The organism is Parasphingopyxis lamellibrachiae (genome assembly GCF_003385775.1).
GTDB lineage: Bacteria > Pseudomonadota > Alphaproteobacteria > Sphingomonadales > Sphingomonadaceae > Parasphingopyxis > Parasphingopyxis lamellibrachiae.
In genome coordinates, this window is the sequence record NZ_QRDP01000004.1 from 556,684 (window position 1) to 575,448 (window position 18,765).

Here is an 18,765-nt window from a genome sequence, read left to right on the forward strand (position 1 = left end):
AGCAGACGTCGATCAACGATGCCCAGCGGGCCACGACCCGCCAAGAACCGGAGGCCGCAAGATGGCTGAAAAGGTCAATATACTTCAGGATTTGTTTCTCAATACACTGCGCAAAGACAAAACGCCCGTCACGATGTTCCTCGTTAAGGGCGTGAAGCTGCAGGGCGTGATTACCTGGTTCGATAATTTCTCGGTCCTGCTGCGCCGCGATGGTCAGTCACAGCTAGTATATAAACACGCGATTTCGACGATCATGCCCGGCGGCCCCATGGACATGGAAGAAATTGAAGCTGCATTTGCCGAAGACAAGCGCGGGAAACTGCTGCAGGAAATCTTCCTCAATGCCGTGAAGCGCGAACGCGATCCGGTGACGATGTTTCTCGTCAATGGCGTAATGCTGCAGGGAGAAGTTGCGGCGTTCGATCTGTTCTGCCTGATGCTCAATCGGGATGGGCAGTCCCAGCTCGTCTACAAGCATGCGATCTCGACGATCCAGCCGGCCAACGCCATTGATCTTGGCAGCGCAAATCCTGACGCCCAGCCTTGAGCGTTTTCGACCGCGAAGAAACTGACGGATTTGCGCGCGGCGATCGCGCGCTCATCGTGTCTCCCGACTTTGGACGGGACGAGAGTCGCGATAGCGATGCCCGGCTCGAAGAGGCGGCCGGTCTTGCGGAAGCGATAGGGATCGAGGTTGTCGAAAAACGCGCCGTGAAAATGCGTCAGGTGCGCCCGGCGACACTGTTCGGAAAGGGGCAGGTCGGGCAGCTGGCAACCGAGACGCGGCTTGCAAAGGCCGATCTGGCTATCGTCGATGCTGCTTTGACGCCGATTCAGCAAAAGAACCTTGAAGATGAACTCAAGATCAAGGTTATTGATCGTACCGGGCTGATCCTGGAGATTTTCGGCGAACGCGCGGCGACCGCGGAAGGGCGGTTGCAGGTGGAGCTTGCCCATCTCGACTATCAGGCCGGACGGCTCGTGCGCAGCTGGACCCATCTCGAGCGACAGCGGGGCGGTTTCGGATTCCTTGGCGGTCCCGGCGAAACCCAGATCGAGGCCGACAGGCGAATGATCCGGGATCGGATGGCAAGACTGCGCAAGGAACTCGAGCAGGTGCGGCGAACCCGCAGTTTGCATCGTGCACGGCGGCAAAAGGCGCCATGGCCGGTTATCGCGCTTGTTGGCTATACGAATGCCGGAAAATCCACACTTTTCAACAAGATGACCGGTGGTGACGTCATGGCGGCAGATTTGCTGTTTGCCACGCTCGACCCGACCATGCGGGAAATTACGCTGCCCGGACTCGACAAGGCGATCCTGTCCGACACAGTGGGCTTCGTATCCGATTTGCCGACCCAGCTCGTGGCGGCATTCCGGGCGACTCTGGAAGAGGTGAACGCGGCCGATCTGATCGTCCATGTCCGCGATATTTCCCATGACGACAGCGATGCGCAATGCTCCGATGTCGAAATAGTGCTCAGGGAAATCGGTGCGCGCGACGGGGAGGGGAGTGCCCCGCTGATCGAGGCCTGGAACAAGATCGATGCTCTCGATGAGGCCGCGCGTGAGCAATTATGTAATGCGGCAGAGAGGCGGGACGATGTGGTTGCCGTTTCGGCGTTGACGGGCGAGGGGCTCGAAGAGCTTCGTTTGCTGATCGCCGAGCAGCTGGATCGCGGGAGCAGCGTTCACGATGTAGAGCTGAAGCTCTCCGATGGTGAAAATCTGGCTTGGCTGCATCGTAACGGAAGCGTTTTGAATCAGGAGGTTGATGGCGATGTCATGCAGGTTTCTGTCAAATTGTCCGCAATAGACTGGGATCGTTTCCAGGATCGCCTGAGCATCGGTTAGGTCTCATCCTGCTTGGCCGCAGTCCACAGATCTTCCATGGCGTCGAGCGAAAGCGCGGGAAATTCGGCGCCGGCCCGATCTTCCATGAAGCGAAAACGCCGTTCGAACTTGGTATTGGCTGCCCGAAGCGCGGCTTCCGGGTCGATTTTCAAGTGCCGTGCCCAGTTAACGACCGCGAACAGTAAATCTCCAATCTCTTCAATACGTTCAGAATCGTTCTTCGCAAGATCGACTTCGCCGATTTCCTCTACGATTTTCCCTTTCGGGCCTTGTGAATCGGGCCAGTCGAACCCCGTACGCGACGCACGTTTCTGCAGTTTTTCCGCGCGGAGCAGGGCGGGAAGGGCCGTCGCTACGCCGTCCAGGGCGCTGTTGCCGCCCTTTTCCGCCCTTTCCGCCGCCTTGATAGCCTCCCAGCCGGGCCCGGCCTCGCCATTCTCGGCATCCGGACCGAAAACATGCGGGTGGCGGCGGACCATTTTGTCGGAAATGCCGTCGAAAATGTCGGCCAGCGTGAAATGTCCCAGTTCCTCGGCCATCCGCGCATGAAAGACGACCTGGAGTTGCAGATCGCCAAGCTCGTCCTTGAGCGCATCCATATCGCCGCGTTCGATCGCGTCGGCGACCTCATAGGCTTCCTCGATCGTGTATGGCGCGATCGACGCAAAATTCTGCTGTACATCCCATGGACAGCCCGTCTCCGGGTCGCGCAACCGCTGCATGATCGCCGCCAGGCGTGAAATCCGGTCGCCGAGGCCATCCTCGGGTCGAGAGGGGCATTTTAGATCCATGGATGCTTTATCCCGATAATATACATTATGTTAAATTATATGGGCTTCGCGGCCTCGAGTCCCCGTCAATTCCATGGCCTGCTGTTCAGTGGTTCGCGATCTCACGGCTCAAGGACCAGCCAATCGCCTTCCACGCTCCAGCTCGACAGCGATGACAGGAAGTTCATGCCCAGCACATTGGTACCGCCAAACTCTTCGGCGATGACAACCGGCATGTTCTCACGCCGGATCGTGCCCACGATAAGTGTACGGGCTTCCGCGCGGTCCGCTGAAATCGCTCCATTGGCGGTGTTCAGGATCATTGGATAGCCGTAACCGGGCTCGACGTCCGATCGCAGCGCAGCGCCGACCGACAATGCGGTTACCGTCGCGCCGCTGTCGATCAGGAACCGTTCCTCATTGCCATTGATGCTGACATCGACCCAGAAATGCCCGTCTGGCGATTTGCGGATGTGCAACGCCTCGCCCTCGGCCACGGTTTCCGGCGGGCTGATTTCATACCAGACTCGCTGGCCGAAAGCTTTGATATCATTACGAAATGCGTAGATTGTAAGGCCGATGGCGAAGATCGCGACCCAGGCCAGCGCCATTTTGGCGGCCTGCCCCATCGGAATCCGTCGGCTGAGCAGCGCACTAACGACGACGACCAGCATGACAACCGCCCAGATCAGATCGATGCCCTGGCCTTCGGTCATCCCAGATCGACTTCCAGGCCATCATAGGCCGGCTCCACATTGGGCGGCAGCTCGTCGCAAAGCGTCTGATAGTCCATGCTGTGATCCATATGGGTGAGTATAGCCCGTTTCGGCCGGGCTTTGGCAATCCATTCGAGCGTCTGGGCCAGATGCGGATGTGTTGGATGCTCGCGGCGCCGCAGGGCGTCGACAACCCAGACGTCCACCCTTTCCACGCATTTGAAGGCCATTGCCGGCAGCGCGGTGAAATCGGTCGTATAGGCGATGCTCTTGCCGCCATGTTCGAAGCGCAGAGCCGCAGAGCTGATCGTCCCGTGCGGCATATCGGCTGCACTCACCGTCACACCGCTCAGCATCACCCTGTCGGTCAGCGCCATGCCTTGCGCGTAGGACGGATACGGACCGACACCCTTGAAGGCAAAATCGAACCGCTGCTGCAATTCGCGGAGCGTCCTTGGCCGGGCAAGGCATGGGATCGGGCCGCCCAGCGCAAAATAGAGCTGCCTAAGGTCGTCGATGCCGTGGCAATGATCGGCATGTTCATGCGTCCAGATCACATGATCGATTTTCTTCACATTCGCATCGAGCAATTGCTGGCGGATGTCCGGCCCGGTGTCGACAAGGATGTTCGCGGCATTGGACGAGATCATGATCGAGGATCGCATGCGCCGGTTTTTCGGGTTGCCGGGATCGCAGGCGCCCCAGTCATTGCCGATGCGCGGAACGCCCGACGACGTGCCGCATCCAAGAATACGCAGCTTCACGCGGCGGTCTTGTCAAACAGGGTATGGAAATTGCGTGTCGTATAGGCACCGAGCTCTTCAACCGTTTCACCGCGCAGATCGGCCAGAAAGGTTGCTGTATCGACGACGAAAGCCGGTTCGCAGGGCTTTCCGCGATTGGGCACCGGAGCGAGAAAGGGAGAATCAGTTTCGATCAACAGCCGGTCTTTCGGCAGGGCCGCGGCCGTCGCCTGCAGGTCCCTGGCATTTTTGAACGTCACGATACCGGAAATCGAGATGTAGAAGCCGAGATCCAGCGCGGTATCGGCAAAGTCCTGACTGGCGGTGAAGCAGTGGATCACGCCTTTGTACGGCCCCTTCCCCATCTCGTCGGCCAGGATTTCGGCAGTGTCTTCTTCGGCATCGCGCGTATGGACAATCAGCGGCAATCCGGTTTCCCGGCAGGCGGCAATATGCGTGCGAAAGCTACTTTTCTGCCGCTCGCGGTCGGAATGTTCATAATAATAGTCGAGACCGGTTTCGCCGATCGCGACGACCCTGGGATGGCCGGATTTCGCGATCAGCTTCGCCGTATCGATATCGGGATGGGCGTCTGCTTCATGCGGATGAATGCCGACCGACGCCCATATATCGGGCGCGCTTTCCGCTGTCGCGATAATGGCATCCCATTCGTTTTTGCGGGTCGAGATATTGAGCATGGTCGAAACGCCGCGCGCGCGGGCCGCTTCGATTACCGTGCTCTGGCGTTCGACCAGGCCTTCATAGTTCAGGTGGCAATGACTATCGACAAACATTGCGCCGAGATAAGGGCTCGGATGCTAGCTGTCACCCTGCTCTTCGGGCAATTCCAGCCGCGGAAATGCACCCTGGGGTGCCGGCAGCGCCAATCCGGGCTCCAGCGGCGTTGCAAGCGCCGCAAAATCGCGGGCCTCATCGGCCTGGCCGAGTTGGTCCAAAAGCGCATCCGCCGATGCCGGAATGGCCCAGCGCGCAAGAATTGCCATCTGGCGTACGGCTTCCGCGCAGCGATACAGGATCGTACCCGCGCGTTCCGGGTCGGTTTTGCGGACCGTCCATGGCTGTTCGTCGGAAATGTAGAGGTTCGCCTCGCCCGCGCCCCGCCAGATTGCCTCCAATGCCTGGTGGATTGCGAAATCCGCCATGGCGGCATCGGCCTGCTCTGGAATAGCTTCGAAAACGGCCATCAGCGCCGCATCGGCTTCTGTTGGCTCACCCGGTTCGGGAACTTTCCCGTCGAAATTCTTGGCTATCATAGACAGCGTCCGCTGGGCCAGATTGCCGAGATCGTTGGCAAGGTCGGCATTGCAGCGATTGACGATGGCTTCCGCCGAATAGCTGCCATCGCTGCCGAAACTGATCTCGCGCAGCAGGAAATAGCGGACGGAATCGACACCGAACGTTTCTGCCAGCGCCACAGGATCGGTCACATTGCCCAGGGATTTCGATTCTTTCTGGCCGCGATTGAGCAGAAAACCATGGCCGAAAACGCGCGATGGCAGCGGCAGGTCTGCACTCATGAGAAAAGCCGGCCAGTAAACCGTGTGAAAGCGGACAATATCCTTGCCGATTATATGGACGCTCTCTGCATTCTCACCCCAATAACGGGCGTAAAGCCCCTCCTCGTCCGGAAAATCGAGCCCTGTCAGATAGTTGGTCAGTGCATCGAGCCAGACATACATGACATGATCGTCATGGCCGGGTACCTTGACGCCCCAATCGAAGCTGGTGCGCGAAACGCTCAGGTCTCGAAGCCCGCCTTCGACGAAATTGGCAATCTCGTTGCGGCGGCTGTCCGGCTTCAGGAATTCAGGATGATTTTCGTATAATTCTAACAGCTTATCCTGATAATTTGAGAGTTTGAAGAACCAGCTTTCTTCCACGGTCCATTCGACCGCGGTGCCCTGGGGTGAGAGTTTTTCATCCCCTTCCCCGTCGATCAGCTCCTTTTCGTCATAATAGGCTTCGTCACGAACCGAGTACCAGCCTTCATAACGATCGAGATACAGATCGCCCCTGGCTTCCATCCGTTTCCAGATTTCCTGTACAGCGCGGTGATTGGCCTCTTCGGTAGTCCGTACAAATCGATCATATTCGATATTAAGAGCAGCACACATATCAATGAAATATTGGGTCATTTCATTGGCAAACTCACCAACGGCCATATTTCGTTCACGCGCGGTCTTGACCATTTTCAGGCCATGTTCGTCGACCCCCGTCTGAAAACGGACATCCCGCCCCAAAAGCCGGTAAAAGCGCGCAATCGCGTCGGTCGCAACGGCTTCATAGGCATGGCCGATATGCGGCCGACCATTGGGGTAGCTGATCGCGGTGGTGATATAGAATGGCTTGGAGTCAGGCGTCATGCCGAGGCTCATGCAGCGAAGCGAGCAGTCCGGCAAGCGCGAAAACGGTCGTTTGCGGATCAAGCGACAATCTTTGTGCGCCTCCCGCCAGAGAACGGGCATTTTCCCAGGCCGAAAGAGCCGTCTCGAGAGGCTTTCCGCTCAGATTGCGGGCATGGGCTGCAATAGCCGCCGGGGCCCGTTCGAGAAACGCCTCGTAGCGCGGTTGCGCCTTTTTCAGCGCTAGGCTCTGTGCGAGTGTTGCGCGGACGGAGCTGTCCCTGTCGCCCTTGGCAATTAGCGCGCTTATCGTTGCATCCAGTGCGGCTATGTCGAGGCCGGCATAGTGCAGGGCCTGGCCTGGGGCGCCATTGCCGATGCGCACCAGCGCTGCACGTTCTTCCGGGTCGAGGTCCGGCGCAGCCTGAGCAATAGCTGCCGTCATGGCGTCATCGGAAAGCCTTGAAAATCTTATCATTCTACAACGCGAACGAATTGTGGGAAGAATGCGTCCCGGACTATGGCAGACGAGAAGGAAGACACATTTGGCGGGCGGTTCTTCCAGGTTTTTGAGCAGGGCATTAGCCGCCGGCCGTTCCAGATCGTCGATTGCATCGATAACCACGGCCCGCCAGTCGGACATGGAGGGCGTCGTCGCGAACAGGGACTGGATACCGCGAATCTGGTCGACCGAGATGTTGCGCGCCAGCTCATCCGGTTTCCGGTCCCTTGGAAGGCGTGAAAGGCGGCGCAGGTCGGGGTGACTCCCGGCATCGATCAAATGCGCCGTGGCATGCGTTTCCGGGACGGTCAGCCCCTCTCCCAGTCCTTCAGGCTGGGCAGCCTGGGCGAGCACGCGACGGGCGGCCAGATCGGCGAACAACGCCTTGCCGACGCCGCGCGGGCCGGCCAACAGCCAGGCGTGATGCAATTTCCCGCTGTCCAGAGCGTCTCTAAAGGCCCGGATAGGCTTGTCCTGCCCGAACAGGGTCATGGCAGCTGTGCCTCGACAGCCGATCGTATGGCCCTGGCAACCGCCTCGATACTCTGTTCGGCGTCGATAACGGCAAAGCGGCCGGGGTCTTCCTGTGCAAAGCTGTCAAAGGCGCGCGCCACCATGGTGTGGAATTCGGCGTCCCTCATGCTGAAGCGATCGGTTTCGTCGCCATCGCGCACCCGTGCGCGCCGGGCTCCCGTATCCACATTGGTGCGGAGCAATATGGTCAGATCGGGCATGGTGTCGCCGATCGCGGTTTCGTTGATCGTGCGGACGATATCGACGCCGAGCTTTCCCGCAGCGCCCTGATAGGCGAGCGTCGAATCGATGAAGCGATCGCAAATGATCCATTTCCCGGCCGCAAGCGCTGGCCGGATAAGCGACTCCACATGGTCTGCGCGGGCTGCGGCGAACAGATGGGCCTCGGCCGTGGCCGTGAATGGGATATTGCCGTCAAGGAGTAGCGCCCGGACCGCATCGGCACCCGGAGTTCCACCGGGTTCGCGTGTTTGAATGGCATCGATGCCGCGATCGTGAAGCCATGACGTCAACAGGCCGGCTTGCGTCGATTTCCCAGCCCCCTCGCCGCCCTCAAGCGTTATGAATTTCCCGCGCACCGGCCCCTTATCCGAGGCCGATCAGAGATTTCAGACCGGCCCATACGCGTCCGAAGAAACCGCGTTCTCCTACGGCCGTTTCGGCTACCAGCGGCAGGCGCTGGTCAGGCATGTCAGGCGTTTCGATGACCAGATCGGCAATATGCTGGCCTTCGGCTATCGGAGCCCGGACGGGGCCCTGATATACGATCCTCACCTGCCGTTCCGAAGCCAGACCTGCCGGAACGGTCATCGCCAGATTGCGCGGCGCCACAAGGCCGACTTCGCCGGAACTGCCGCCCTGTACGCGCGCAGAGCCGACCCGCGCGCCGCTCGTCAACAGCTGCAGCGATTGCCAGGCGTTGAAGCCCCATTCCATGAAGCGCGTCGATTGCTCGATGCGCTGGCTGTAGGAATCGAGGCCCGCCAGGACCATCACGATACGCCGCCCGTCCTGGACGGCAGATCCGGTGAAACCATAGCCGGCTTCCTGTGTATGACCGGTTTTCAGGCCGTCCGCGCCATCGACATTGCCCATCAGCGGGTTGCGATTGGGCTGGGTGATGGGCTGGCCGCCCATAGTCTCGCCCCAGGTGAATTCCCGGCGGCCGTAAAACTGGCTGTAATATTCAGGATAATGCTGGATTGTCGATATCGCGAGGCGCGCAAGGTCCCGGGCGGTCACATAGGTGCGGCCTTCGTCCGGCCAGCCATTGCTGTTGCCGAAATGACTGTTCTCAAGGCCAAGTTCCTCGGCCTTCCTGTTCATCAAGGCCGTAAAGGCGGATTCGGTGCCGGATATGCACTCCGCCAGAACGACGCTGGCGTCGTTGCCCGATACCGTCACGACGCCGTAGAGAAGATTCTCGATGCTGACCTGTTCGCCGGGCGAGAGAAACATCGTCGAACCTGCTTCCGGGCCGTGCCATTGCCGCCAGGTTTCGGGGCGAACCGTGCATTCCTGATCGAGCGTGATCGTGCCTTCCTGCAGCAGGTCAAACGCGACATGGGCGGTCATCATTTTGGCCATGGAAGCGGGCGGAATTCTGCGATTTCCATCGCGCGCAAACAGTATCGCGCCGGAACTCATATCCACCATATAGGCGATCGGCACATCGCCATCATAACGCGGGCGTTCCGCATGTCCGGGAGCCACCAGGGCTCCCGCCGTCAATGCAAGAAGAACAGTCGCCTTTTTCATAACCCTCTTTCTCAGTTCTGCTAGCGCCCGCTATCCCGGAATATGCGTGCATCGCCAAAACCCGCTGCACGAGCGCGAGATTGCGCCCGGCTTGCCTCGGCCTGGCTGGAATAAGGCCCAAGGCGTACGCGGCGGATATTGCCCGCCGAAATGACACGGACCGATCCCAGCCTTTGCGCGCGACTGGCCATACGCTGGGCGTTGGTGGCATTGGAAAACGCACCGAGTTGCACATAGTAGCTGCCCGTAGCCGTGGGAGCCGAGCGCAGAGCCGGATCTGCAGTCTGGGGCTCATTTTCAACCTGCCAGTCTACACCTGCGCGTCCCGTCGTATCTGGCGCATCGGGCGATGGCGTTGCCGGCGGAATAACGCCGCCGCCGCGCTCGAATTGCGCCCGCAGCGCAGTGAGCAGCTGCGGTGAGGTCTGAAGCCGCGGTTGAGCGGGTTGCCCGGAACGCAACCGCGCCCGGTCGCTATCTATTGGTTGGACACGTCGCACGCGTACCGGCGAGACTCCCTGTTCGACGATGCCAAGCTGGCGCGCTGCCCCGATCGAAAGATCGATAATCCGGTCGCCGGCAAAAGGACCGCGGTCATTGATGCGCACCAGAATAGTCCGGCCGGTTTCCAGCGCCGTTACCTCGACATAGGAGGGCAGCGGCAATGTCCGGTGCGCGGCACTGATACCGGAAGGCCGGAAAAGTTCGCCATTGGCCGTCGGGCGCCCGGCAAGTTCGTTGCCATAGAAAGAAGCCAGCCCGACCTCGTCATAATGCGAAGGATCGGAAGGCGTGTAGGTCCGGCCGTTGATCGTATAGGGTTGGCCGACCAGAACCGGCGTATCGGAGACCCCGGCACCGTAGCCGGGTCCCTGGCTGCCTGCCGATGCCGGCGGCAATTCTCCGCCGCTGCTACAGCCCGCAACTACGGCAAAAGAAATCCCGGCGATCCATATTTTTGTCTTATCTAACAACTTCATCAGCCAATAACCCCACGGACAATGCATAGAAATTCGAGCAGTTATAGTCGAGGATCACGCGATAATTGTTGGTGAGAAGATAGGCCGTGTTCCCTGGGCCGTCAGGCTCGAGCAGTGTCGCCATGATCTGGTCGTCAGGCCATGTTCCTGTTCGCGTCCGGATGCCCAGTTCGCGCCATTCGGCCATCGACAGCCAGCGGCTGTGGCGTTCGAAGACGCGCGGACAGCGGGTCGGCGTGGTGCGGTTGGCAATGGCGCTGCGATTGAGTGAGGATGGTACGTTTACGGCCACGCCCCATGGCTCTCCCGCGCGCCAGCCGGCATTGTGCAGATAATTGCCGATGGACGCCAATGCGTCCGCCTCGCTGCGCCAGATCTCGGCCCGCCCGTCTCCGTCTCCATCAATCGCCAGACGCAGATACACGCTTGGCAGGAATTGGGGATAGCCAAAGGCACCGGCCCAGCTGCCCTGCAAACGGTCCCGCGGTACACCGCGATCGATCATCTTCATCGCTGCGATAAATTCACCGGCGAATAGCTGCCGCCGGCGACCCTCATAGGCAAGCGTCGCCAGAGAACGCGGGAGATCGAAATCGCCTGTGATCCGGCCATAGCCGGTTTCATGGCCATAAATGGCGATGGCAATCTTGCCCGGAACCCCGGTGCGGCGTTCGATATCGAAGAGCTGGGAGCGGACTCGCCGATAGGTGGCTCGGCCGCCATTGATCCGGGTCTGATTGACGTGCCGCGCCTGATAGGGCGCGAACGGCGGAATCGGGGAATTGAAGCTACCTCCCGGTTGGTTGCGATCCAGGGCGATCACGCGCGGATTATAACTAAGTGTCGGGATAACCCGATCCAGCGTTTCCGGTCTCACGCCCTCGGCAATCGCTTCTGCGCGAAGCTGTTGCATATAGGCGGCAAAGCCCGCGTTGGTCTGTGCAAGCGCGGGATTCGCGGCGCCAATTCCGATGATGGCGGTGATCAGCGTCAAATATTTTGTGAGATGGCGCATTTAGTCCCCTTTCCCCACCTTCCTGCCATAGAGGGAAGGTCAAGGGAACGGCATTTCGTCGCACGGGTTGCACATAAGGGCGTTTGCAGGATAAGCGCGCTAGCGAAGCGGACAGGTGGCCGAGTGGTTTAAGGCACTGGTCTTGAAAACCAGCGTGGGTGCAAGCTCACCGTGGGTTCGAATCCCACCCTGTCCGCCAATTATCCGCAGTGCAGTCTAGCTCTTTTCCGCCTGATCGGCATTCGCCAGCAAGTCTGCGGCGAATTTCCGGGCCATGTCCGGTGTGAGGGTAACCTGGAAACCTTCGGGCGTATTTTCGGGAAGGGTCGATTTTTCGCTGAAATAGAGCATCCTCAGCAGGACATGCCCGGGCGCCGTCGCCGACTCATAGCCGCGGAAAACATGCACTTTGAGGTTGCCCTCTTCGTCGGTATCCCAGTTTTCCATGTCTCTCTCCTATGAATGGCGAACGCCGCTATTGCCCTTTTCGGTCCGAATAGGGAGGCTGTCATCACCGATGCTGGAAAAAGCGCGAAGCGCTTAGTCTTTCTTGAGCGTAAGCCCGCCGAAACGCTTGTTGAAGCGATCAATCCGTCCGCCGGTGTCGATGAGATTGCGCGTGCCGCCGGTCCAGGCAGGATGCGATTTCGGATCCACATCGAGGCTGAGCGTGTCGCCCTCTTTGCCATAAGTTGACCGCGTCTGAAATTCGGTTCCATCGGTCATCTTGACGGTGATCATGTGGTAATCGGGGTGGATATCAGTTTTCATTGTTTCGGGCTTTCCATGAGGCTGGTTACCGACCAGCCGGTTCAAGCGAAGGCGCGCGTTTAGCCATTGTGCTGCCGCTTGACAAGGGCTTGCAGCCGGGCGTAGCCGCAGGCCTGTGCAAAGGTGCTGCTCTCTTGGGAGCGGTGAAAAGGGAAGTCGGTGTGAATCCGGCGCTGTACCCGCAACTGTAAGCGGCAAGCCCCTCCCCTTCGGCCACTGGACGCATGTCCGGGAAGGCGGGGATCGGAGCATGAGAGCTGCAAGTCAGGAGACCTGCCTTTGTGTCGTCCGTGTCCGGCCGGGATCAGCCGCAAGCACGGGAAGCGTGTTGCTTCCTTCGTGACGATGCCGATCATGAAGGGAGGGCGCGACAGTTGCCAGATTGCCGAAGTTTACCGTGAAGACGCGGAATCGCATATTGCCGTGCGTGAAGGCTGCTATGACGGCACTGGGCGCAGCCTACCTTGCGTCCTCGGCTTCGGCTGTGCCGGAGCGGGTCGTATCCCTGAACATGTGCACGGATGAGCTTGTTCTCCTTCTCGCAGCGCCGGAACAGGTCTTTTCGGTTACCCATCTTTCGCAAGACCGGCATGAATTCCCCTTCTGGAGAACCGCGCGGCGGTACAGGGCCAATGATGGGAGCATTGCATCGGTTGCGGGGATGCGGCCCGATCTCATTATCACAATGGGCGGAATCGCCCGCGACCAGGGACGGCTCGCGGCGCGGATTGGGTCGGAAATCGTGATCCTGCCCTACCCGCAAACCCTCGAAGATATTGAATCCGCAACCCTGCAGGTTGCCACCGCGCTGGGTCGGGAAGAACGCGCGCGCGGCTTTATCTCGGCACTGCGGCATCTTGAAGCGACCCGCCCGGCGACGTCGACCGAAGCGATGTTTCTCAGCGATGGCGGTCTAAGCGTTGCCTCGGCCAGTCTTGATGCCCAGTGGCTCTCGCTGGCAGGCGTTGCTGTTCCAGACAATCAGGGCGGCCGGGTAACGGCAGAACAGATGCTGGTCGACCCGCCGACAGCTGTAGTCCGCAGCGACTATCGGGAAGAACAGGCTTCGCGCGGGCAATTCTGGCCCGGTTTTCGCTTTCTGGAACGATCTGTGCAAACCCGGATTGTTTCTACCGATGGCCGTCGCTGGACCTGCTCCGGATTGTCGCTATTGCCCGAAATCATGCGGTTGCGCAGGGCATTCGGACAATGATCAAAGCGCTTTATATCACGATCGGCCTTTCGGTGCTGATTCTCACAGGCATTTCGATCGCCATCCCGCTGCAATCCCTTCCCGCGTTATTCGAAACCGATCCGGATCTCGGCCTAATCGTCATCAGCGAGCTGCGCCTGCCACGGGCATTGCTGGCCCTTGTCTACGGAGCCATCCTCGGCGCGAGCGGTGCGGCTATCCAGGCGCTTTTCGCCAATCCGCTGGCCTCTCCGGACATTACCGGCGCCACGGGCGGTGCTGCGTTGGGTGCCGTCACCATGGCCTATCTGATCGGTTTTGCCAGTCCGCTCGGCATTGCAATCGGTGGGGTGTCAGGGGCCGGGATTGCCCTGGCGTTGTTGTTGCTTCTCGCCGGGCCGCGTGCGGAAACGGCCACCCTGTTGCTGGCCGGCATCGCGATAAGCACGATCACCGGGGCGGGAACCGCGCTCGCTCTGGCCCTCGCCCCCTCTCCTTTCGCCTTTTACGACGCATATGACTGGCTGATGGGCTCGCTCGTCGATCGCAGCCTGACGCAACTTGCATTCGCGGGGATCCCCGCTCTTGCCGTGCTCTTCTATCTTACACGATGTGCACCCGCTCTCGACAGACTGGTGCTGGGCGAGGATGTTGCCGAGGCCATGGGGCACGATATCGGCGCAATGCGCCGCAACATCATTGCCGCGACGGCCATCGGTGTCGGAGCGGCAGTATCCGTATGCGGAGCAGTTGGGTTTATCGGTCTCGTCGGACCGGTGTTGGCGCGCAAGCTGACCGGAGGCCATCCGGGGCGCGCTATTCTGCCCGCCGCCTTGATCGGGGCGATACTCTTGTTATCCGCCGATATTGCGGTCCGTTTCGCTCCTCCGGACAGGTCTCTACCCATCGGCGTTCTGACTGCGATACTCGGCGCGCCCTTTTTTCTGTCGCTGGTTGCGCGAATGCGCTGGAGTGCACGGCCATGACCAGTCGGCTAACGGCCCATGCACTGAGCATATCGGGCAGGTTGACGCCGTGCGACCTGACCTTTTCTGCCGGCAGCGTGACCATGCTTGTCGGCCCAAATGGTGCCGGCAAGACCAGCCTGTTGCATGCGCTTGCGGGTCTTCCCGAAAGTTGTGGCAAGGTCTTGGTTGATGGCGATGATATTCATGCGTTGGCGCCGGTTCGGCGCGTGCGGCATGTGGCTTTTCTTGGGGCTTCGCGCGATGTGCGCTGGCCGTTATCTGTGCGCGACTTCATAGCATTGGGTTTGCCAGACCAGTCACAGCCTGGTCACATAGAGGAAGTTCTGGATTCTCTGGAGGCTGGGGAATTGGCTGGCCGCCGTCTCGATCATCTCTCGACGGGTGAACGGTCACGCGTGATGATTGCTCGGGCCCTGGTATCGCGATCCAGCGTCCTGTTACTCGACGAGCCTATCGCCAATCTCGATCCGAAATGGCAACTTACCATATTGGCCCGGCTTCGCAGCGAGGCCGACAGGGGCACGGCCGTTATCCTGTCTATCCATGACCTTGATCTGGCCCGGCAGCATGGCGACCGGGTTATCGTTATCGACAAGGGCGAGATCGTTGCCGACAGCACGCCATCGCAAGCACTGTCTGAAGCGGTTATAGCCGAAATATTCGGCGTTAGCCGCAGCGGCGGCCGCTGGGTCAGGGCCTGAGCGGAAACTCAGTCCTCGGGCGGATCCGCTATCATCGCGGTAAATTCGACTTCTGCGACAAGCTTGTCTTCAACCAGGGCTTTGCCGCTGAACTTGCAGACCGGAAAGCGTTTCTTCGCATATTCCACGTTGAGGGTCAGCAAACAGCCAGGCTCAACCGGAGCCCGGAACTTGGCGCCGTCGATCGCCATGAAATAGACGAGCTTTCCGCTTTCCAGGAGGTCGAGTTCCTCTACCGCCATGATTGCCGCGGCCTGTGCGAGCGCTTCGATGATCAGCACGCCGGGCATGATGGGACGCCCTGGAAAATGGCCCTGGAAAAACTCCTCGTTCATCGAAACGGCTTTGATCGCCGAAATCGACTCCCCGGGAACGATTTTTGCGACCCGGTCTACCAGCAGGAAAGGATAGCGATGCGGAATGGCCGCCATCACCCGCTTGATGTCAAGCGGGCCGATGGCGGCCTTTTCCTGCGATTCTGACTCGCTCACCGGCCTTCAGGCTGGCTCGTTGCGGGCTGTGCAGCAGCCTGAGCTGCGCGCAGCGTGTCGCCGGGCGTCCAGCCAGCAGGCGGGATGGCCTGGACGCTGGGTACGCGTGTGTTGAGCTGAGTTGTCACAGCGGCCGTGATATTGGCTGTCGAGTTCTGTGCAATCGTTGCCACCGCGTTCGGTTCGAGTACCAAGTCGACATTTGTGGCTGCCATAGCGGCCGTTAGCGCGTCGTTGAAATGTACGCCAATCTGCTCACGAACATATTGGGTAGCGAGAATGACAGGACGGCGGATCGTCGCGAGTTCCTGCTGAGCGGCCTGCTGCCGGGTCGTAAAGGCCTGAATAGCCGGGCCAGCGCTTTCCTGTGTTGCGCCGGGAGCGGACTGGGCAGCCTGGGCGGCCTGTTGCAGCGGGAGCAATTCGGCTTCCAGAGCGGTTGCGCGGGCCTGGGCCTGGGCAATCTGCGCTGCATAGGTGGACTGAACCTGCGCGCCAGCCGTCTGATAGGCGGTCGTGGCCTGAATAGCGCCGTCTACGCTGACAACGCCCACACCACGCGCCTGCGCATAAGCCGGGCTTGCAGCCACCATCGGAAGCGCGAGGAAAAGTCCTGCGAAGAGAGTTTTGGTTTTTGAAAACATCAGAATTGTGTTCCTATGTTGAATGAGAAGATTTTGTCCTCGTCGCCTTCTTCCTGGAGAAGGGCATAGGCGAGATCGATACGGAACGGCCCAAATGGCGAGTTCCAGGATACACCTGCGCCAATTGTAACACGAGGCGATGGAGAATCGCCAACGAAGCGCTCGAGAAACGGTGCAATCGAGCGATTTGCTTCTGTGTTCGGGTTGCCGCCCGTCGTTGCATCGGTGGTCAATACTCCAGACGTATTGTCGATAAACAACGGCGCTCCGTTGGAATCAAGCAGGCGGGTTACGATCGGACCAGGAGTAGTTCCTCCCGTACAAGGCGTCTGCCCCACCTCGTTGCCATTTGCATCGAGGCACGGGAAAGTCTGCAATGTCGGGTTGGTGACCCCGAAGACAGCGCCAGCATCGACGAAAATCGACGGTCGGAAGCCGAGCTCGCGTGCCCCGGAACCCAGAGGGATTTCAAGCTCCGCGCGCCCAAGATAATAAGCGCGACCGCCAATGGCATCGTCTGTCACGAACCGGGGGTCCGTAATCAAATCGTTGGTGCCCGGGCTATAGGAGAAACGTTGAACCCGGGGCCCCACACCGCGAATGTCGAAACCGCGAATTTGCGGTTCGCCGAGGAAGAAGCGGTCCGTCAGGCGGACGTCGTCGATGCCCGCGCCACCACGATTTTCAAAGGAATGGATATACCCAGCTTCGGCACTAAGTCCGAAGATGAAACCGGAGCCGATATTGAAATACTGGTCGAAATCCGCGCGTGTCCGCAGATAGCGAACATCGCCGAAGAGGCCGGCAAAATCCTGGCTCAGAATCAGGCGACGCCCGCTGGACGGCCGGATATTGTTGTCGAGATTATTGTACACCAGCGAGTAACCAATGCTCGAAATCAGCCTCTTTCCTGTGGTGTCGCAGAGGAAACGCCCTGCCAGCAGCGGGCTACATTGCCCATTGAGGAAAAATGTATTCTCATCGAGCGTGATGTCTTCCTGACTAAGCCCATAGCGCAGTGCAAGCGTCCAATATTCGGTCAGCGGCACACCTGCACGTACCTGAAAACCCGTGCTTACCTGCTGATAGGTCGTATTGCGGTCGTTGCCGATAAAGTTGAAGGAATCGAAGTCCCTGCGGAACAAGTCGACGCCAACCGCGATATTGCGGTCGAACAGATACGGTTCTGTAAACCCAAGCTCGATCGAATTGGAGTAGCTCGAATAGTTGACCCCTGCCCGCAGCTCCTGGCCTTTGCCGAGGAAGTTGCGTTGGCGCACGGAGAAGTTGAGAATGAAGCGTTCGAGGCTGGAGAAGCCGGCTGAAACCTGCAATTCGCCTGTCGCATTCTCTTCGACATTGGCGGTCAGGACGATGCGATCGGGCGCCGAACCCGGCGACTGCGCAATTTCGAGACTTTCCTGGAAGAAGCCCAGCGACTGGATACGGGCCTGAGATCTGCGGACCAGGAAGCTATTAAAGGCATCGCCTTCCTGCAAGCGGAACTCCCGCCGGATCACTTTGTCCCGCGTCAACGTGTTGCCGTTGATGTCGATGCGTTCGACATAAACGCGCGGCGTTTCCTCGATCCGGAAACGGACGGACATTGTCCGGTCTTCCCGATCGATATTGAACTCGGGCCGGGCTTCGGCAAACGCATAGCCGAGCAGGCCGGCTGTTTCGTTCAGCCGGTCGATAGTGTCTTCGATCTGTTGCGCGTTATACCAGTCGCCTGTTTGCATCGGGATGAAACTGGTGAATTGTTCGGAGCTGAAGTCGCGCAAATCGCTGTCGAGCTCAAGCTCTCCGAACTGGTACCGTTCGCCCTCTTCCACCACATAGGTGATGATGAAGTCGCTGCGATCTGGAGTTAGCTCTGCAACCGCCGATATCACACGGAAATCGGCATAGCCTTCGGTCAGATAGAACTGACGAAGTCGTTGCTGATCGAAAGCAAGGCGGTCGGGATCGAAAGTATCGCTGGACGAAAAGAAGCGAAAGAAGCGCGATTGCTTCGTGGCCATTTCGGATCGCAGATCGCTGTCGGAATAGACGTCATTCCCGATGACATTGATCTGCTGAACGCGTGAGCGGGGTCCTTCGCTGATCTCAAAAACAATATCGACGCGGTTCTGGTCAAGCTCAACCATTTGCGGTTCGATTGACGCGGCGAAGCGCCCCCGGCGGCGATACAGTTCGATGATCCGTGCGACATCGGCACGCGCCCGAGACCGGGTGAAAATCTGGCGCGGCGCCAGGCGGATCTCGCCGCGAATGTCATCATCGTCGAGCCGGCGATTTCCCTCGAGCAGTATCCGGTTGATGACCGGGTTTTCCTGCACGACGATCGTCAGTTCGCCTTCATTGTCGCGAATTTCGACATCGGCAAACAATTCGGTCTGGAAAAGATCGCGCAAAGCTTCGTCGAGCATTTCACGGGTATAGGTCGCGCCGGGTTGCAGCTGGACGTATGAACGGACGGTATCCGGCTCGATACGCTGGGAGCCCTCGACCAGGACCGCGCGAATGACTTGTCCTTCAGGAAGGGTGTTTTCCGCGGCCACCGGTTCGGCTTCAGCATTGAACTGCGCCAAAGGGGTCTGGGAATCTGTCTGGGCATGGGCTGGCAAGGCCAACCCGCTCAGCATCGTGCCCAACATCAGCCCAGAAAGCCGCGCTCGCTTTGATATTCTTCGGTTACTCAGATGCACGCAAACCGCCCTTATTATTTTATACCGGCAG

General features: G+C 59.4%; 20 protein-coding genes, 1 tRNA gene and 1 riboswitch. Of the genes, 6 read left to right on the forward strand and 15 right to left on the reverse strand.

All coding sequences use genetic code 11. The annotated features are described in order from the left end of the window. Positions 1-61: 61 nt before the first annotated feature. Both hfq and hflX read left to right on the forward strand, forming a co-directional pair. Positions 62-547, forward strand: a complete 486-nt coding sequence (hfq, locus tag DFR46_RS02845) for an RNA chaperone Hfq (RefSeq protein WP_116235081.1) — start codon at positions 62-64, stop codon at positions 545-547. Then, positions 544-1,854: a GTPase HflX gene (gene hflX / locus DFR46_RS02850; protein ID WP_116235082.1), complete on the forward strand. Its 1,311-nt coding sequence runs from the start codon at positions 544-546 to the stop codon at positions 1,852-1,854. The genes hfq and hflX overlap by 4 nt, the downstream gene beginning before the upstream one ends. Here hflX and mazG read toward each other — a convergent pair. The 10 genes from mazG to DFR46_RS02900 all read right to left on the reverse strand — a co-directional run bounded on the left by mazG (position 1,851) and on the right by DFR46_RS02900 (position 11,235). Next, positions 1,851-2,645: a nucleoside triphosphate pyrophosphohydrolase gene (gene mazG, locus DFR46_RS02855; protein ID WP_116235083.1), complete on the reverse strand. Its 795-nt coding sequence runs from the start codon at positions 2,643-2,645 to the stop codon at positions 1,851-1,853. The two genes, hflX and mazG, sit on opposite strands and share 4 nt — an antisense overlap. Before the next feature lie 101 nt (positions 2,646-2,746). Continuing rightward, entirely contained in the window at positions 2,747-3,340 is a 594-nt protein-coding gene (locus tag DFR46_RS02860; RefSeq protein WP_116235084.1) for a retropepsin-like aspartic protease family protein, read from the reverse strand. After that, the gene (locus DFR46_RS02865) at positions 3,337-4,104 is read right to left on the reverse strand and encodes an MBL fold metallo-hydrolase (protein WP_116235085.1); all 768 of its coding nucleotides are present in this window, start codon (positions 4,102-4,104) and stop codon (positions 3,337-3,339) included. The genes DFR46_RS02860 and DFR46_RS02865 overlap by 4 nt, the downstream gene beginning before the upstream one ends. Then, complete coding sequence (locus DFR46_RS02870; RefSeq protein WP_116235086.1) at positions 4,101-4,877, reverse strand: TatD family hydrolase; 777 nt, start codon at positions 4,875-4,877, stop codon at positions 4,101-4,103. Before DFR46_RS02870 ends, DFR46_RS02865 begins: the two co-directional genes overlap by 4 nt. Positions 4,878-4,901: 24 nt before the next feature. Next, entirely contained in the window at positions 4,902-6,467 is a 1,566-nt protein-coding gene (gene metG, locus DFR46_RS02875) for a methionine--tRNA ligase (RefSeq protein WP_116237113.1), read from the reverse strand. Next, the gene (locus DFR46_RS02880) at positions 6,457-7,440 is read right to left on the reverse strand and encodes an AAA family ATPase (RefSeq protein WP_116235087.1); all 984 of its coding nucleotides are present in this window, start codon (positions 7,438-7,440) and stop codon (positions 6,457-6,459) included. Before DFR46_RS02880 ends, metG begins: the two co-directional genes overlap by 11 nt. Beyond that, positions 7,437-8,060, reverse strand: a complete 624-nt coding sequence (gene tmk, locus DFR46_RS02885) for a dTMP kinase (RefSeq protein ID WP_116235088.1) — start codon at positions 8,058-8,060, stop codon at positions 7,437-7,439. Before tmk ends, DFR46_RS02880 begins: the two co-directional genes overlap by 4 nt. A 7-nt stretch (positions 8,061-8,067) precedes the next feature. Beyond that, a complete protein-coding gene (locus DFR46_RS02890; RefSeq protein WP_116235089.1) occupies positions 8,068-9,240 on the reverse strand; it encodes a D-alanyl-D-alanine carboxypeptidase family protein in 1,173 nt (390 codons plus the stop codon). 20 nt (positions 9,241-9,260) lie between these two features. Beyond that, on the reverse strand, positions 9,261-10,220 hold the full coding sequence (locus DFR46_RS02895; protein WP_116235090.1) for a septal ring lytic transglycosylase RlpA family protein: 960 nt from the start codon (positions 10,218-10,220) through the stop codon (positions 9,261-9,263). Further along, positions 10,204-11,235, reverse strand: coding sequence for a lytic murein transglycosylase (locus DFR46_RS02900; RefSeq protein ID WP_116235091.1), 1,032 nt, complete (start codon positions 11,233-11,235; stop codon positions 10,204-10,206). Before DFR46_RS02900 ends, DFR46_RS02895 begins: the two co-directional genes overlap by 17 nt. A 109-nt stretch (positions 11,236-11,344) precedes the next feature. Between DFR46_RS02900 and DFR46_RS02905 the strand changes: the two genes are divergently transcribed. After that, positions 11,345-11,434 (forward strand) — tRNA-Ser (locus tag DFR46_RS02905). Between the two features lie 17 nt (positions 11,435-11,451). Here the strand turns inward: DFR46_RS02905 and DFR46_RS02910 are convergent. Then, complete coding sequence (locus tag DFR46_RS02910) at positions 11,452-11,682, reverse strand: hypothetical protein (protein ID WP_116235092.1); 231 nt, start codon at positions 11,680-11,682, stop codon at positions 11,452-11,454. Between the two features lie 93 nt (positions 11,683-11,775). Then, entirely contained in the window at positions 11,776-12,006 is a 231-nt protein-coding gene (rpmE, locus tag DFR46_RS02915) for a 50S ribosomal protein L31 (RefSeq protein ID WP_116235093.1), read from the reverse strand. 104 nt (positions 12,007-12,110) lie between these two features. Then, a riboswitch (cobalamin riboswitch) is annotated at positions 12,111-12,301 on the forward strand. Positions 12,302-12,445: 144 nt separating this feature from the next. Between rpmE and DFR46_RS02920 the strand changes: the two genes are divergently transcribed. From DFR46_RS02920 to DFR46_RS02930, 3 genes are read left to right on the forward strand one after another with little or no spacing between them, the layout of a single operon-like run. Further along, complete coding sequence (locus tag DFR46_RS02920) at positions 12,446-13,219, forward strand: ABC transporter substrate-binding protein (protein ID WP_116235094.1); 774 nt, start codon at positions 12,446-12,448, stop codon at positions 13,217-13,219. Further along, complete coding sequence (locus tag DFR46_RS02925) at positions 13,216-14,184, forward strand: FecCD family ABC transporter permease (protein ID WP_116235095.1); 969 nt, start codon at positions 13,216-13,218, stop codon at positions 14,182-14,184. The genes DFR46_RS02920 and DFR46_RS02925 overlap by 4 nt, the downstream gene beginning before the upstream one ends. After that, entirely contained in the window at positions 14,181-14,888 is a 708-nt protein-coding gene (locus DFR46_RS02930; RefSeq protein ID WP_116235096.1) for an ABC transporter ATP-binding protein, read from the forward strand. Before DFR46_RS02925 ends, DFR46_RS02930 begins: the two co-directional genes overlap by 4 nt. Before the next feature lie 8 nt (positions 14,889-14,896). Here the strand turns inward: DFR46_RS02930 and fabZ are convergent, their stop codons facing one another. The 3 genes from fabZ to bamA are packed head-to-tail and all read right to left on the reverse strand — an operon-like array spanning position 14,897 to position 18,683. Beyond that, positions 14,897-15,379 (reverse strand): 3-hydroxyacyl-ACP dehydratase FabZ, encoded by a 483-nt coding sequence (fabZ, locus tag DFR46_RS02935; protein ID WP_116235097.1) that lies wholly within the window; start codon positions 15,377-15,379, stop codon positions 14,897-14,899. Further along, positions 15,376-16,023 (reverse strand): OmpH/Skp family outer membrane protein, encoded by a 648-nt coding sequence (locus DFR46_RS02940; protein WP_116235098.1) that lies wholly within the window; start codon positions 16,021-16,023, stop codon positions 15,376-15,378. The genes fabZ and DFR46_RS02940 overlap by 4 nt, the downstream gene beginning before the upstream one ends. Beyond that, the gene (gene bamA, locus DFR46_RS02945; RefSeq protein WP_116235099.1) at positions 16,023-18,683 is read right to left on the reverse strand and encodes an outer membrane protein assembly factor BamA; all 2,661 of its coding nucleotides are present in this window, start codon (positions 18,681-18,683) and stop codon (positions 16,023-16,025) included. The genes DFR46_RS02940 and bamA overlap by 1 nt, the downstream gene beginning before the upstream one ends. Positions 18,684-18,765: the final 82 nt, after the last annotated feature.

Excerpts from the sequence above, each read along its gene's own strand:
- hfq (WP_116235081.1), top strand. The coding sequence starts at position 62 with ATGGCTGAAAAGGTCAATATACTTCAGGATTTGTTTCTCAATACACTG.
- mazG (WP_116235083.1), bottom strand. The coding sequence starts at position 2,645 with ATGGATCTAAAATGCCCCTCTCGACCCGAGGATGGCCTCGGCGACCGG.
- DFR46_RS02860 (WP_116235084.1), bottom strand. The coding sequence starts at position 3,340 with ATGACCGAAGGCCAGGGCATCGATCTGATCTGGGCGGTTGTCATGCTG.
- DFR46_RS02870 (WP_116235086.1), bottom strand. The coding sequence starts at position 4,877 with ATGTTTGTCGATAGTCATTGCCACCTGAACTATGAAGGCCTGGTCGAA.
- metG (WP_116237113.1), bottom strand. The coding sequence starts at position 6,467 with ATGACGCCTGACTCCAAGCCATTCTATATCACCACCGCGATCAGCTAC.
- DFR46_RS02880 (WP_116235087.1), bottom strand. The coding sequence starts at position 7,440 with ATGACCCTGTTCGGGCAGGACAAGCCTATCCGGGCCTTTAGAGACGCT.
- DFR46_RS02890 (WP_116235089.1), bottom strand. The coding sequence starts at position 9,240 with ATGAAAAAGGCGACTGTTCTTCTTGCATTGACGGCGGGAGCCCTGGTG.
- DFR46_RS02895 (WP_116235090.1), bottom strand. The coding sequence starts at position 10,220 with ATGAAGTTGTTAGATAAGACAAAAATATGGATCGCCGGGATTTCTTTT.
- DFR46_RS02900 (WP_116235091.1), bottom strand. The coding sequence starts at position 11,235 with ATGCGCCATCTCACAAAATATTTGACGCTGATCACCGCCATCATCGGA.
- DFR46_RS02910 (WP_116235092.1), bottom strand. The coding sequence starts at position 11,682 with ATGGAAAACTGGGATACCGACGAAGAGGGCAACCTCAAAGTGCATGTT.
- rpmE (WP_116235093.1), bottom strand. The coding sequence starts at position 12,006 with ATGAAAACTGATATCCACCCCGATTACCACATGATCACCGTCAAGATG.
- DFR46_RS02920 (WP_116235094.1), top strand. The coding sequence starts at position 12,446 with ATGACGGCACTGGGCGCAGCCTACCTTGCGTCCTCGGCTTCGGCTGTG.
- DFR46_RS02925 (WP_116235095.1), top strand. The coding sequence starts at position 13,216 with ATGATCAAAGCGCTTTATATCACGATCGGCCTTTCGGTGCTGATTCTC.
- DFR46_RS02930 (WP_116235096.1), top strand. The coding sequence starts at position 14,181 with ATGACCAGTCGGCTAACGGCCCATGCACTGAGCATATCGGGCAGGTTG.
- DFR46_RS02940 (WP_116235098.1), bottom strand. The coding sequence starts at position 16,023 with ATGTTTTCAAAAACCAAAACTCTCTTCGCAGGACTTTTCCTCGCGCTT.
- bamA (WP_116235099.1), bottom strand. The coding sequence starts at position 18,683 with ATGTTGGGCACGATGCTGAGCGGGTTGGCCTTGCCAGCCCATGCCCAG.